Below are 14,210 nucleotides of genomic sequence, written 5' to 3' on the forward strand. Positions count from 1 at the left end.
AACTACCTGGCATGTCGATCCTCTCCAACCTGAAATCCCCCGCCGGCTGGTGGTCTGGCGGCATGGCCGCGACCACCCGCTGGATGGAGTCCACGCTGGAGGTGGCGCGCTGGGAAAACATGCGCAAGGCCGGGCGGCGCTGGGGTTGGTGGGGTGCGGTGTTGGGCGCCTTGCTGGGCTTCATTTTGTACGCCCCGGCCAGTTGGCTGGCCCAAGGGTTGGTGGTCATGAGCGATGGCCGCTTGTTGTTGGCCGAATCTCAAGGTACCGTGTGGAATGGCGATGCCGTGGTGGTGCTGACCGGCGGGCCCGGCAGCCGTGATGCCCGGGCTTTGCCGGGTCGTTTGAACTGGAAGCTGCGCCCGCGCTGGATGGGTTTGAGCCTGACCGTGCAGCAAGACTGTTGCGTGCCCACACCGGTGGTGATCCAGGTGCAGCCAGGTTTTGGGCGGGTGCGGGTGGCCGTGTTCAGCCAATCCAGCCCCTCGGGGCCCTTGGCGTCTGCGGGGCCGATCGGTCATTGGCCCGCGGCCTGGTTGACCGGCTTGGGCACCCCCTGGAACACTTTGCAACTGGGCGGTGTGGTTCGCATGAGCAGCAACGCGCTGGTGGTCGAATGGGTTCAGGGGCGCATGCGTTTCGAGGGCCAGGCGCAGGTCGATTTCACCGACGTTTCTTCCAGCGTCACCACCCTGGATCGGCTGGGGTCTTACAGGGTTGATTTGCTGGGCGACCCGCAAGGCAGTGTGAATTTGTCGCTCGTGACTTTGGACGGTGCCTTGCAGTTGTCCGGGCAGGGGCAAATGGGTTTGAATGGTTTGCGCTTCCGGGGTGAAGCGCGGGCCAATGAAAGCGAGCGCGGCGCGCTCGACAGTTTCTTGAACATCATCGGTCGTCGCATGGGCGACCGTTCCGTAATTTCGATCGGATAAGTCATGACGACCCATCCTCTGTTGTCTCGTCCCCGCGCGGTTGCGCTGGCCACGGCTTTGGCCTTCACCTTTGGCCCGGCTTGCTTGATGCCATCGGCGCTGGCAGGTGCGGCCCACGCAGCGCCGGTCAAAAAGGGCGGGCCCACCGTCACGCTCAACTTCGTCAACGCCGAGATTGAAGGCGTGGCGCGGGCCATGGCGGCCATCGTGGACCAGCAGATCCTGGTTGATCCGCGCGTCAAGGGCACCATCACGCTTTACAGCGAGCAACCGCTGACACCGCGCGAGGCCTACCTGAACTTCCTGGCGGCCTTGCGCGGCCAGGGCTTTGCGATGGTGGAAGTGGCCGGTCTGCTCAAGGTGGTGCCGGAAGCCGACGCCAAGCTGCAAACGGGCACGGTCGAAGTGGGCAGTGTCAAACGCTCGGGTGACCAGATCCTGACGCAGATCTTTCGCCTGCAGTACGAGAACGTGAACAGCATGGTGACCGTGCTGCGGCCACTGATCAGCCCCAACAACACGATCAATGCCAACCCGGGCACCAACACCCTGGTGATCACCGATTACGCGGACAACCTCAAGCGCATTGGCCAGATGATCGCGGCGATGGACGTGCCGTCCTCGACGGACATGGAAGCCATGCCTTTGCAGTACGCCATCGCGGCCGACCTGGCGCCGATGGTCCAGCGCATGGCCGATGGCGGTGGCGGCCCCACCATCCCCGGCGTGGTGGGCGGGCAGTCCACCATGGTCATGGCCGACCCGCGCACCAACACTTTGATGGTCCGTGCCCCCAACGCCGCGCGACTGGCCCTGGTGCGCAACCTGATCCAGCGCCTGGACCGACCTGGAACGGCCGGGCTGGGCGGCAGTGGCATCCACGTCATCTACCTGAAGAACGCTGATGCCGTGAAGCTGGCGCAGGTGCTGCGGGCCTCCTTCCCGGGGGCTGGCGGTTCGTCGGGCGGTGGCGCCTCGTCCAGCAGTGGCAGCTCGGCCGGTGCATCGCCCACCACGCCTGCGGCCAACAACCAAAGCAGTGCCAGCGGCACGTCCTCCACCCAGTCCACCACGCCAGTGGCCGGGTCGGCCCAGCCCTCCACGGGCGGATTCATCCAGGCTGATCCCAGCACCAATTCGCTGATCATCACGGCGACCGATGCGCTTTACAGGCAGCTTCGCGCTGTCATTGATCAGTTGGATGGGCGCCGTGCTCAGATCTACATTGAATCGATGATCGTCAAGGTCGATGTGGAAAAGGCCGCGCAGATGGGCGTCAATTGGGCAGGCGGGACCAAAGTGGGCGGGGGCGACAACACCCTGCTGGGGGCAGGCACCAGCCTGGGTACTCAGACACTGTCTTCCGTGGTGAGTGGCGCGACCAAAAGCCTGATCTTGCCGTCCGGTTTCACCGTGGGTCTGGCCCGCGCGATCGGCAATGGGCAGTACAGCCTGGGCGCTTTGGCCACATTTTTGGAGACCAATGCCGGGGCCAATATTCTGTCCACGCCCAACATGGTGGCACTGGACAACGAGGAAGCCAAGATCGTGGTGGGCGAGAACGTGCCTTTCGTGACGGGTTCCTATTCGAACGCTCAAACCACCTCCAGCGGCACGGTGAATCCTTTCCAGACGGTTGACCGCAAGGACGTCGGTTTGACTTTGCGCGTGCGGCCCCAAGTGGGCGAAGGTGGCACGGTGCGCATGACGGTGTTCCAGGAAGACTCCAGCGTCAAAGCGGGCGCTGACACCGGCACGGGCCCGACCACCACCAAGAGCTCCATCGAAACCACCGTGGTGATTGACGATGGCCAGGTACTGGTGTTGGGTGGGTTGTTGAAAGATGACTACCAAGACAACAACAGCCAGGTGCCTTTGCTGGGAGACATTCCCTACATTGGCAACTTGTTCAAGAGCCAGTCGCGTACGCGCAAGAAAACCAATCTGATGGTGTTCCTGAGGCCCATCGTGATGCGCACCCAGGATGCTGCCAACGCCTTCACCCTGGACCGCTACGACTACATGCGTAACAAGCAGATCGAGAGCACGCCGCCTCACAGCACCTTGTTGCCCATCAACGAAGTGCCAGTGCTCGACCCGCTCAAGCTGTCCAACAACCTCAGCATGCCTTCGGTGAGGCAGCCGCTGGACGACCCCAATGCGCCTGCACCCACGGTGGTGATGCCCGCCGACTCCGGCTTTGCGCCCAAGCTCACGCCGGTCAAGCCTGCTGCCAGCGGCGTGGAGAACTGAGCCATGGCCGTTCGCCATCCCTTGCCTTATGCCTTCGCCAAGGCGCACAGCCTGCTGCTGGAAAGCGATGGCGATCGGGCCACCTTGTGGGCCAGCGAGCAGGTGTCGCGTTCGGCCTTGTCCGAGGTGATGCGCCTGTTCGTGATCGACACGCTGGAGCGCGAACCGGCTGAATCGCTGGGCCAGCGCATTGCCGCCGCTTACGCGGGTGGCGAGGGCAGTGCCGCCGCCGTGGTGGGCGAGGTGGAAAACGCCGTTGACCTGTCGCGCATGATGCAGGATCTGCCGGCGGTTGAAGACTTGCTGGAAGCCTCGAACGATGCGCCCATCATCCGCATGCTCAACGCCTTGCTGACGCAAGCGGCCAAGGATGGCGCCTCCGACATCCACATTGAACCGTATGAACGCTCATCGGCCGTGCGCTTCCGCGTGGACGGCACGCTGCGCGAAGTGGTGCAGCCCAACAAGGCTCTGCACGCCGCCCTGATCTCGCGCCTGAAGATCATGGCCGAGCTGGACATCTCCGAAAAGCGCATGCCGCAAGACGGTCGCATCTCGCTGCGCATCGGCGGCCGCGCGGTGGACGTGCGGGTCTCGACCTTGCCCTCGGCCCATGGCGAGCGCGCCGTGCTCCGGCTGCTGGACAAGGGCGACGCCAACAAGTTCACGCTGGAATCATTGGGCATGAGCGGCGAGTCGCTGGACCGCTTCAAGCGCCTGCTGCGCCAGCCGCACGGCATCGTGCTGGTCACGGGCCCCACCGGCTCGGGTAAAACGACCACGCTGTACGCAGGCCTGAGCACACTCGATGCCACCACCACCAATGTGTTGACGGTGGAAGACCCGGTTGAATATGAATTGCATGGCATCGGCCAGACGCAGGTCAATGCCCGGATCGATCTGACCTTTGCCAAGGCCCTGCGCGCCATCCTGCGGCAGGATCCTGATGTGATCATGATCGGCGAAATCCGAGATTTTGAGACCGCGCAGATCGCCGTGCAGGCCTCGCTGACCGGTCACTTGGTGTTGGCCACCTTGCACACCAACGACGCCGCCAGTGCCGTCACGCGTTTGACCGACATGGGCATCGAGCCTTTCCTGCTCAGCTCCAGCTTGCTGGGTGTGATGGCGCAGCGCCTGGTGCGCAAGCTGTGCGTGCACTGCAAGCGCGAAGACGAATACCACCGCTGGCACCCCGTGGGGTGCGCCGCCTGCGGCATGACCGGCTACAAGGGCCGCACCGGCGTGTACGAATTGCTGGTGGCCGACGACAACATCCGCGCCTTGATCCATGCCCAGGCCTCCGAGGCTCAGTTGTTCGAGGCTGCGGCCAAGAACGGCATGAAGGTCATGCGCGAAGACGGCGACCGCCTGGTGGCAGAAGGCGTCACCTCGCTGGAAGAAGTGTTGCGCGTCACGCGCGAATAAGGCCGAAGAGACCGCACCATGCCCGCCTTCCGTTTTGAAGCCTTGGAGACAAGTGGCAAGACCGTCACCGGTCTGGTCGACGCAGACAATCCCAAGACCGCGCGCGCGCAATTGCGCTCGCAGCAGTTGGTGCCGCTGAAGATCGAGCCGGTGCAGGTCACCGAGGCGCAAGGCCAGCAGCAAAGCATGTTCACGCGGCGGGCCTTCAACTCGACCACGCTGGCGATCTGGACGCGCCAGTTGTCGGGCCTGGTGTCGGCGGGCTTGCCGCTGGAGCGGGCGCTCACGGCCTTGGCCGATGAGGCCGAAGACCCTACCCAGCGCGAACTGGTGGCGCACCTGCGCTCCGAGGTCAATGCGGGTTCGCCTTTCGCGCGCGCCTTGTCCGGCTCGCCCAAGGAATTTGACGAGGTCTACCGTGGCGTGGTGGCGGCGGGCGAGCAAAGTGGCCAGTTGGGCACCGTGCTTGAAAAGCTGGCCGATGACCTGGAAGAGCAGGGCGCCCTCAAGTCCAAGCTGATTGGTGCCACGCTGTACCCGGCGGTGGTGTCGGTGTTCGCCATCGTGGTGGTGGTGGCCTTGCTGGTGTTCGTGGTGCCTCAGGTGGCGCAGGTGTTCAGCAGCAGCAAGCGGGCCTTGCCCATCCTCACTCGCGTCATGTTGGGCCTGAGTGCCTTCATGCGTGAATGGGGCTGGCTGCTGATCTTGTTGATGATCGGGGGCTTCACGTCCCTGGTGTTCGCCTTGCGCGGTGAGGCCTTCCGCCGCAAGTTCGATGCTTTCACGCTGGGCGTGCCCGTGATCGGGCGCTTGATCCGTGGCTACAACGCCGCGCGCTTTGCCGGCACCTTGGCCATGTTGGCCGGATCAGGTGTGCCCATCCTGAAAGCCTTGCAGGCCGCGGCCGAAACCTTGTCCAACCGCGCGATGCGTGCCGATGCCATGGAAGCCCTGGTGCAGGTGCGTGAAGGTGCGCCGTTGGCCTCGGCCCTGGCCGCCAAGAAGCGATTCCCTGGCTTGCTGTCGATGTTTGCCCGCCTGGGTGAGCAGACCGGTCAGTTGCCGATCATGCTGCAACGCGCGGCCAAGCAGCTCAGCACTGAAGTGCAGCGCAAGGCCCTGGCCATTGCCACGGTGCTCGAGCCCTTGCTGATCGTTTTCATGGGCCTGATGGTGATGCTCATCGTCATGTCCGTGATGATGCCAATCATGCAGATGAACACCTGGGTGAAGTAAGCACGATAAAGGCGGAGTGAATCCCCTTGATCAGGGGCTCGCGACCGGGTGCGTTTGTTGCATGATGTCTCAGCGTCTTCGTTGTCGGAGGTTGAGCATGAACACTGGTTGTGAACTGGTCACGGTGCAAAAAGAGGGCGCCCGCCCACGCATCCCCATCGCGCACATGCGGCACGTCTATCGGCTTGAAGAAGTCGAAAAGAAGCTCGGCAAGCTGCCGCCCCGCGAACACGAATCCTTGCGCGCCACCTACGAGCGCATGCTGGAGATGGGGCCCGACCGCTTTCAGGTCAAGCCCTCCGGCCTGCCCGCCATGGATTACCTCTACGACGATCTGCCCAATTTCCACGAAGCGCTGGATGACCTGCGGCGCCAACTGGCCTTGTGCGCCGACAGCCGCGATGCGCTGGAGATCACGCCCATGCTGCTGTTGGGCCCACCGGGGGTGGGCAAGACCCACTTTGCGCGCGAAGTCTCGCAATTGCTGGGCACCGGCATGGGCTTCGTGTCCATGAGTTCGCTCACCGCCGGTTGGGTGCTGTCGGGCTCGTCCAGCCAGTGGAAGGGCGCGCGGCCTGGCAAGGTGTTTGAAACCCTGGTTGAAGGCCAGTACGCCAACCCCGTCATGGTGATCGACGAGATCGACAAGACCGGCGGCGAACACGCCTACGACCCGCTGGGCTCGCTGTACAGCCTGCTGGAGCACGACACCGCCGGTAACTTCACCGACGAGTTCGCCGAGGTGCCCATCGATGCCAGCCAGGTGATCTGGGTGGCCACCGCCAACGAGGCGCGCGGCATCCCCGATCCCATTCTGAACCGCATGAATGTGTTCGAGATCGAGATGCCCAGCGAGGAAGCTGCGCGCAAGATCGCGTCCAAGCTGTACCGCAGCATCCGCGCCGACCACGATTGGGGTCAGCGTTTTGATCCCGACCTGAATGAGGCGGTGCTGGCCAGCCTGAGCCATCTGGCGCCGCGTGACATGCGCCGGGCCTTGATGACGGCTTTTGGCAATGCCAAGCTGGATGGCCGACACAGCCTTGAAACGCGCGACCTGCCCGATGCCCAAGGTCGCCGCACGCCGATGGGTTTCACGCAATGACGGGGCACTGACGACAAGCTGACGACACGCCGCTCGGCGATACTGGCCCCTTCAATTCCAATGATTGCAAGGGTGCATCCAGATGGCCGTCAGTTTGTCAGGGCAGTTGGTGGTGGCGATTTCATCGCGCGCGTTGTTCGATTTCGAGCAAGAGAACCTGCTGTTCGATCAGGGCGCGGGCGACCGGGCCTACATGAAGCACCAGCTCAAGCGCCTGGACGAGCCCGCCAAGCCGGGCGTGGCCTTCTCGCTGGTGCGCAAGCTGCTGGCTTTCAACTCGCCCGATCAGCAGCGGGTGGAGGTGGTCATCCTGTCGCGCAACGACCCGGTGTCCGGCATGCGCGTGTTCCGCTCGGCGCGGCACTATGGCTTGCCGATCCAGCGTGGTGTGTTCACGCGGGGCGAATCGCCTTACCGCTACTTGCGGCCTTTGAGGGCGCACCTGTTCTTGTCGGCCAACGAGGCCGATGTGCGCTCGGCCCTGTTGGAAGGCGTGCCCGCCGCGCGCGTGTTGCCCCATTCGGCCCACGCTGGCGAGGCCCACCCGCGCGAAGTGCGCATTGCCTTTGACGGCGACGCGGTGTTGTTCTCGGACGAGGCCGAGCAGGTTTATCAAAGCTCGGGCCTGGACGCGTTTCAACTGCACGAGCAGGAGCGCGCCGCCAAGCCTTTGCCAGCCGGGCCCTTCAAGCCACTTTTGCAAGCCTTGCATGATTTGCAGCAACGCGGTCAGGCTTTGGGGGAAGAGGGCGGCATGCGCATCCGCACGGCCTTGGTCACCGCCCGCAGCGCCCCGGCCCACGAGCGCGCCATCCGCACGCTGATGGATTGGGACATCGAGGTGGACGAGGCCATGTTCCTGGGCGGCTTGCCCAAGGGCGAGTTCCTGCGCGAGTTCGAGCCCGATTTCTTCTTTGACGACCAGACCGGTCACGTCGATGGGGCGGCGCCCCATGTGCCGGCCGGGCATGTGATGAGTGGCGTGTCCAACGCCATCATCGAAACGCTGGGGTGATCAGGACTTGCGTCGCATGTCGGACTTGAACAGCTCGGCGATGCTGACCTCGCGCTGGCCGGGGATCAACTCGTAGCTTTCACCCGCCGCGATGGTGCCGGGCACCCGCACCGCCAGGTAAAAGCCGCAGTAGCCCGATTGCGCCATCATCTTGACCGCCTGGTTGAAGCCCATCACGGCAGCGAACTTGAAGCACGGGTGGCGCGGCTCGCTGATGGCCAGCGTGCAGTCCGGGAACTTCAGCAGATCGCCAATGTAGGCATCGCTTTCCAGCAGCCCGGTGATGGTCAGGTTCTCGCCCAGCATGCCGTGCGGCAGGGCCTCGTCCCACGCCTGCGACTTGGCCTGCGAGCGCACGGTTTGCCAGAAAGGGTAGTGCTCGTGGGGGTAGGCATAGACCGCCTTGGACAGGCCGCCGTGCACCGTGGGATCGGCCTGCTCATCCTGCTGCAGCCCCAGCGGCCTGACCTCGATGCGTTCGGGCGATTGCAATGAGCTGACCGATCGCTTGCCAATCGCTGTGAGCACGGGCTTGTGGTCGATGACGAGGGTTTGGGCCAGCGCGGTGTTGACGGACAACACGCGGCGATCAACAACAGCAGACATGGACGGCTCCTGAATGGCGGCAAGGTGGTGGAAGCTGCTGAAGCATATCAACTTCAACGCCAGGAAGAGACCGCCACCGACATGGCCTTGAAGCTGGCCACGCAAGGTTGGCCAGGCGCCAGGTCCATCTGCTGGATGGCGCGCCGGGTGAGCAGGGCCCAGATCTGCACGCCGGCCTGGATGGAGAAATCACCGGTCTCGCGCACGTGGTCCAGCTCGACGCCCACGGCGCCGTAAGAGCCATTCTCGCCCGCCAGCATGACCTGCGTGATGCGGCCGCGCAGCTGGTTGCTGGCGCTGCTGCCCTCCAGCAGGTCGCGGTGCAGGCTGATGTCGCGGGCGCGGATCTTCAGGCGCACCTTGCGGCCGACCGCGTGCAGCACGGCGGGGGCGGTCACGCGTTGGCCGGCCACGTCGACCTCGCTGAGCAGCCATTCGATGTCGTGGCGCTTGACCTCGCCCTCGATCACGCTGCCCGCATTCACCCCCTCCAGGAAGGTGGACAAGGACACGTCCGACAGGATCTGGGTGACGGTGCCGCCACTGGTCATGCGCCCCTCGTGCAGCACGATCACGTCGTCGGCCATGCGGATCACTTCAGTCATGCGCGGGCTGACCAGCACCACCGGCAGCTTGGAGCGCGTGGGGACCTGGGCCAGCAAGTCGAGCAAGGGCGGCTGGTCGTGCTCGGGCACGCCGCTCAAGGGGTCGTCCAGCAAGATGGCCCGGGGGGCGGACAGCAAGGCGCGGCCCAGTGCCACTTTGAAGCGCTGCGATGGCGTCAGGCGCGCAGGCCGGGCTTTGAACAGCGAGCGCAGGTCCAGCCACTGGGTCACGGCATCAAAGGTGGGGCCGTTCACGGGTTTGGGCGCGCGCGCCAGGCCATATTCCAGGTTGCCCTGCACGCTCAGGTGCGGGAACAGGTGCGCGTGGCCGTCCAGCCAGGCCAGTCGGCGAAGGTGAGGCGGCAGGTTCACGCCCGCCGTCGAATCGTAGATGGTCTGGTGGCCCAGGGCGACCCGCCCGCCCAGCGAAGGGTGAAGCCCGGCCGTGGCCTTGAGCAAGGCCGACTTGCCGCCCCCCGCGCGCCCCACAATGGCGCACACGCGCCCCGGCAGCACGCGGAACTGGGCCTGGATGTCCAGCCCGGGTTGCTGCAGGCGCAACTCCACACTCAGGGGCAAAGGCAAGATTTTGGTCGGTTTGTTCATGGGGGCGAACCCCGTTGCCGGAGGGCGGCCCAGCGGCCCTGCCAATGGCGGCGTCCGGCCTCGCTCAGCAACACCGCCACGAAAGCGACGCCCACCGAAACCAGGGCCAGGCGCGTCGCGGCACCCAGGTTGTCTGGCGAGCGCAAGGCCTGCATCAGGGCCAGGGGCACGCTGTGCTCGGGGTGCCCGACGCGGGCGCTGGGCTGCAAGGCGGAGGCGAGCACCAAGGTGGCGCCCGTTTCGCCCCAGGCCGCTGCCAGGCCCAGGGCCATGGCCGACAGCACGGCGGGCAATGCCAGTGGCAAGGTGATGCTCCACCAGGCGCTCCAGGGCGAGGCGCCCAAGGTCTGGGCCAGTGGCGCCATCATCGGGTCGATGGCCTCGAAGGCCGGGCGCAGCACGCGCACCATCAGGGGCACGGTGACCAGGCTGGCGGCCAACACCGCGCCGCTGGGGAAGAAGCTCAAGGTCCAGCCGGTCAGGTTGCCGATCCAGTGGCCGACCAGGCCCTCGTTGCTCAGTCCCATCAGCAAGGCGAAGCCCACCACCGCCGGTGGCAGGGCCATGGGCAGCAGCACCACCGTGTTCAACAACCAGTGGCCATGCCACCGGGCCTTGGCCATCACCGAGGCCAGCCCCACCGCCAGCGGTGTGCTGATCAACAGCGTGAGCAGGGCTATCTGCGCACTCAGCCAGATGGCGTCAAGCTCCCAGGCACTCATGGCCTCAGCCCTGTGGTTTCTGCCACACCGATCCAGAGGCCGTCACGGCCTGTTTCCCCAGCGGGCCTTGCAGCCATTTCACCAACAGCTTGCCAGCGGGGTGGGGGGTTTTGAACGAGCGGGCGACCTGGCAGGTCAGCCACAGGCGGGGATCCTGGTCGACCAGGACTTTGCGGGCTTGGCGTTCAGCGCGGGACATTTTTTGCCAATCTGCCATGGTCAACCATTGATAAGGTGGCAGCGAAGTGCCAGCCGACGCACTGCTGGCGGCCCGGGCGGGCAAATGCTGGGCACCCAGGGTGCTGGTCAAGGTGTCGCTCAGGCCAGCCAAGGCTGAATCCTTGGGTGCTGGCAGCCAGCGGCAGGCACCCGCCGCCTGGCCGGCCAGGATCTGATGCAAGGCGCGGACCACGTCATGCTCACCGCGCACGCCCGCCGGGTCGGACGCAGGCCCCACCAGCAAGACCTGGGTGCGCGCCAGCGTGTGGCGATCGTGGATCAGGCCTTGTTGCTCCAGGCGGTCGGCCAAGGGGTGGCTCAGGAACAGGCCGATGGGCAGCTCGCCCGATTCCAGCTGCCGCAAGATGGTGCCCGAGGGTTCGCGCACCCAATTGGCCGCCAGGCCCAGGTCTCGGCCCATGGCGGCTTTCCAGCGCCCAGCCAGGCCGGTGTCTTGCAGCAGGCCATCGACCCCCAGGCGCACCGGCTCGGCGCTTTGGGCCCACGTTGATCCAGGCAGGCTCAGCCCGCCGACGATCCATCCCATCCAATCCCGTCGATTCATCGTTCCACCTTATCAAGGGCACGGCCTATTGTCGCGTAGTGGAATCCAGGGCTTGCCGACAAGCTGGCGCGGTGTTTGCTGTGTGACAGAGTTGGCACCCTGGCGGGAACCCCTCGGAAAGGGGGGGAACTCAAACGAGAAGGGGTGGACTAAACTACGAGGTTTCGCTGTTTGGCAATTTTGCCCGGCGAGCCCGTTGCCATTTCCTGCCGGGAGTGTCAGCCGGCAGGGTGTCGAGAGCGCGGCCCGCAAGCTGCCGCCGCGCTGTCGAGACCCTGTTTTTTACTTTTGGAGCCATCGTCATGAACCAAACCGTCTCGCAGGGGGTGCCTTTGAACGCCCCCGCTTACGTCAAGAATGCCAAGCTGATCGCCTGGGTGGCCGAGATCGCCGCCCTGACGCAAGCCAAGGACATCTACTGGTGCGATGGCACTGAAGAAGAATACAACCGCTTCTGCAACCAGTTGGTTGCCGCTGGCAGCTTCAAGAAGCTGAACCCCGAACTGCGCCCCAACAGCTACCTGGCCGTGACCGACCCGTCCGACGTGGCCCGCGTGGAAGACCGCACCTTCATTTGCTCCGACCGCAAGGAAGACGCCGGCCCCACCAACAACTGGTGCGAGCCCTTGGAGATGCGTGCCAAGCTGCAAACTGGCGAAGGCGCCTTGTTCAAGGGCTGCATGAAGGGCCGCACCATGTACGTGGTGCCTTTCAGCATGGGCCCCTTGGGTTCGCCCATCGCCCACATCGGTGTCGAGCTGTCTGACAGTGCCTATGTGGCCGTCAACATGAAGCTCATGACCCGCATGGGCAAGGGCGTGATCGACGTGCTGGGCGCCGATGGCGAGTTCGTGCCTTGCGTGCACACCGTGGGCGCCCCGCTGGAAGCCGGTCAAAAAGACAGCGTCTGGCCTTGCAACCCCACCGTCAAGTACATCGTCCACTACCCCGCCACGCGCGAAATCTGGTCCTATGGCTCCGGCTACGGCGGCAATGCCTTGCTGGGCAAGAAGTGCTTCGCCCTGCGCATCGCCTCCACCATGGGCCGCGACCAAGGCTGGCTGGCCGAGCACATGCTGCTCCTGGGCGTGACCGACCCGCAAGGCAAGAAGTCGCACATCGCGGCGGCTTTCCCCAGCGCCTGCGGCAAGACCAACTTCTCGATGCTGATCCCGCCTGAGGGCTACAAGGGCTGGAAAGTCACCACCATCGGCGACGACATCGCCTGGATCAAGCCCGGAGCCGACGGCCGCCTGTACGCCATCAACCCCGAGGCCGGTTACTTCGGCGTGGCGCCTGGCACCAACGACCTGACCAACCACAACTGCATGCAGTCGGTCCTGCGTGACACGATCTTCACCAACGTGGCCCTGACCGACGACGGCGATGTGTGGTGGGAAGGCATGACCGACACGCCCCCAGCGCACCTGATCGACTGGCAAGGCAAGGATTGGACGCCCCAGATTGCCAAGGAAACTGGCGCGAAGGCCGCGCACCCCAACGCCCGCTTCACCGTGGCCGCGACCAACAATCCGGCACTTGACCCTGAGTGGGACAACCCCGCTGGCGTGGCCATCGACGCCTTCATCTTTGGCGGCCGCCGCTCCACCACCGTGCCCCTGGTGACCGAGGCCCGTGACTGGACCGAAGGTGTCTACATGGCTGCGACCATGGGTTCCGAAACCACCGCCGCCGCTTTTGGCGCGCAAGGCGTGGTTCGCCGCGACCCCTTCGCCATGCTGCCCTTCATGGGCTACAACATGAGCGATTACTTCCAGCACTGGCTGGACGTGGGCGCCAAGTTGCAAAACGCTGGTCACAAGACGCCGCCTGTGTATTGCGTGAACTGGTTCCGCAAGGGCGCTGACGGCAAGTTCGTCTGGCCTGGCTATGGCGAGAACATGCGCGTTCTGGAATGGATCCTGGGCCGCATCGCAGGTACCGCCAAGGGCGTGGACAACGCTTTCGGCCTGAGCCCCACCTACGAAGACATCAACTGGACGGGCCTGAACTTCACCAAGGAACAGTTCCAGTCGGTGATCGGCATCGACACGGCGGCCTGGACGCAAGAGCTGAAGCTGCACGACGAATTGTTCCAGCAACTGTCGTATCACCTGCCGGCCGAGATGCCCGCCACCAAGGCCAAAATCGAGCAGCGCCTGGCCGCTTGATTTTTCTTGATGTGCAAGAGGGGCCCGTTGGGGCCCTTTTCTATTTAAAAAATCTGCAATATTTACTTGCCTAACTCATTTGTAACTCAAAACCCTTAGGGTTGTTACTTCTTTTCCCTAGAACAGGGGGTATGACCGCCTGGTGTCGTGGCATATAAAAGAGCAGTCGCGGTCCTGAAGTATTTTGGGTCAGCGATCCGTTTGATAACTATTGGAGGTTGCTTATGAAATTGAAAATGTTGGTAGCTGCTGCTTCCCTCGTGGTGGCCGGTTCGGCAATGGCTGGTGCGCCAGCTTTGCCCGGTGGCGATCTGGGTGCCTTGACACCCACGCCAGCTTTGTTCCTGGCGCAAGGCGCTTCGTTCAATGGCGGCACGATCGCTGATCTGTTCACCTTCACGGTGGGCGGCAACAGCGACGTGATCGGCTCGATCGGTGGCTACGGCGCCACCTTCAGCTCCGTCCTGATCGATGGTGTGGCCACTTCGTTGACGTCGACCACGACGGGCTACGGGTTCAGCTTCACCGGTCTGTCGGCTGGTTCGCACACCCTGAAGGTTGAAGGCGCTTACACGGGCCTGTACACCTACATCGGCAGTGCTTACGCCACGCCTTCGGCCGTGCCTGAGCCAGAGTCCCTGGCCCTGATCTTCGCAGGTCTGGGTGTGGTGGGTCTGGTGGCTCGTCGCCGTCAAGCAGTCTGATTTTTGTCAGACCAAGAAAAAGCGCCCCTTGGGGCGCTTTTTT

The 14,210-nt window shown here is 64.3% G+C and carries 12 protein-coding genes; 8 read left to right on the forward strand and 4 right to left on the reverse strand.

The window, feature by feature from the left end; genetic code table 11:
• Positions 1 to 11 precede the first annotated feature (11 nt).
• The 6 genes from gspN (at position 12) to Q7V20_RS01260 (ending at position 7,969) form a co-directional block, all read left to right on the forward strand.
• Complete coding sequence (gspN, locus tag Q7V20_RS01235; RefSeq protein ID WP_304786332.1) at positions 12 to 932, forward strand: type II secretion system protein N; 921 nt, start codon at positions 12 to 14, stop codon at positions 930 to 932.
• 3 nt (positions 933 to 935) lie between these two features.
• A complete protein-coding gene (gene gspD, locus Q7V20_RS01240) occupies positions 936 to 3,185 on the forward strand; it encodes a type II secretion system secretin GspD (RefSeq protein WP_304786334.1) in 2,250 nt (749 codons plus the stop codon).
• A 3-nt stretch (positions 3,186 to 3,188) separates the two neighbouring features.
• On the forward strand, positions 3,189 to 4,613 hold the full coding sequence (gene gspE, locus Q7V20_RS01245; RefSeq protein ID WP_230180258.1) for a type II secretion system ATPase GspE: 1,425 nt from the start codon (positions 3,189 to 3,191) through the stop codon (positions 4,611 to 4,613).
• 18 nt (positions 4,614 to 4,631) lie between these two features.
• Positions 4,632 to 5,849, forward strand: a complete 1,218-nt coding sequence (gene gspF, locus Q7V20_RS01250) for a type II secretion system inner membrane protein GspF (RefSeq protein WP_304786337.1) — start codon at positions 4,632 to 4,634, stop codon at positions 5,847 to 5,849.
• 97 nt (positions 5,850 to 5,946) lie between these two features.
• The gene (locus Q7V20_RS01255) at positions 5,947 to 6,954 is read left to right on the forward strand and encodes an AAA family ATPase (RefSeq protein ID WP_304786339.1); all 1,008 of its coding nucleotides are present in this window, start codon (positions 5,947 to 5,949) and stop codon (positions 6,952 to 6,954) included.
• Between the two features lie 82 nt (positions 6,955 to 7,036).
• Positions 7,037 to 7,969: a 5'-nucleotidase gene (locus Q7V20_RS01260; protein WP_304786341.1), complete on the forward strand. Its 933-nt coding sequence runs from the start codon at positions 7,037 to 7,039 to the stop codon at positions 7,967 to 7,969.
• On the opposite strand, the gene Q7V20_RS01265 is transcribed toward Q7V20_RS01260, so the two are convergent.
• The 4 genes from Q7V20_RS01265 to Q7V20_RS01280 are packed head-to-tail and all read right to left on the reverse strand — an operon-like array spanning position 7,970 to position 11,292.
• The gene (locus tag Q7V20_RS01265; protein ID WP_304786343.1) at positions 7,970 to 8,575 is read right to left on the reverse strand and encodes an MOSC domain-containing protein; all 606 of its coding nucleotides are present in this window, start codon (positions 8,573 to 8,575) and stop codon (positions 7,970 to 7,972) included. It lies immediately after the preceding gene.
• A gap of 53 nt (positions 8,576 to 8,628) precedes the next feature.
• A complete protein-coding gene (locus tag Q7V20_RS01270; RefSeq protein WP_304786345.1) occupies positions 8,629 to 9,786 on the reverse strand; it encodes a molybdenum ABC transporter ATP-binding protein in 1,158 nt (385 codons plus the stop codon).
• Positions 9,783 to 10,508, reverse strand: a complete 726-nt coding sequence (locus Q7V20_RS01275; RefSeq protein WP_304786347.1) for a molybdenum ABC transporter permease — start codon at positions 10,506 to 10,508, stop codon at positions 9,783 to 9,785. Before Q7V20_RS01275 ends, Q7V20_RS01270 begins: the two co-directional genes overlap by 4 nt.
• Positions 10,509 to 10,512: 4 nt before the next feature.
• The gene (locus tag Q7V20_RS01280) at positions 10,513 to 11,292 is read right to left on the reverse strand and encodes a substrate-binding domain-containing protein (protein ID WP_304786349.1); all 780 of its coding nucleotides are present in this window, start codon (positions 11,290 to 11,292) and stop codon (positions 10,513 to 10,515) included.
• 302 nt (positions 11,293 to 11,594) lie between these two features.
• Here Q7V20_RS01280 and Q7V20_RS01285 point away from each other — a divergent pair, with 302 nt between their 5' ends.
• Both Q7V20_RS01285 and Q7V20_RS01290 read left to right on the forward strand, forming a co-directional pair.
• Positions 11,595 to 13,463, forward strand: coding sequence for a phosphoenolpyruvate carboxykinase (GTP) (locus Q7V20_RS01285; RefSeq protein ID WP_304786351.1), 1,869 nt, complete (start codon positions 11,595 to 11,597; stop codon positions 13,461 to 13,463).
• A gap of 224 nt (positions 13,464 to 13,687) precedes the next feature.
• Positions 13,688 to 14,167 carry an FxDxF family PEP-CTERM protein gene (locus tag Q7V20_RS01290; RefSeq protein WP_304786353.1) on the forward strand — a complete coding sequence of 160 codons (480 nt, stop codon included), beginning with the start codon at positions 13,688 to 13,690 and terminating at the stop codon, positions 14,165 to 14,167.
• Positions 14,168 to 14,210: the final 43 nt, after the last annotated feature.

The sequence above is a fragment of the Aquabacterium sp. genome (assembly GCF_030652515.1).
Classification (GTDB): Bacteria; Pseudomonadota; Gammaproteobacteria; order Burkholderiales; family Burkholderiaceae_C; genus Aquabacterium.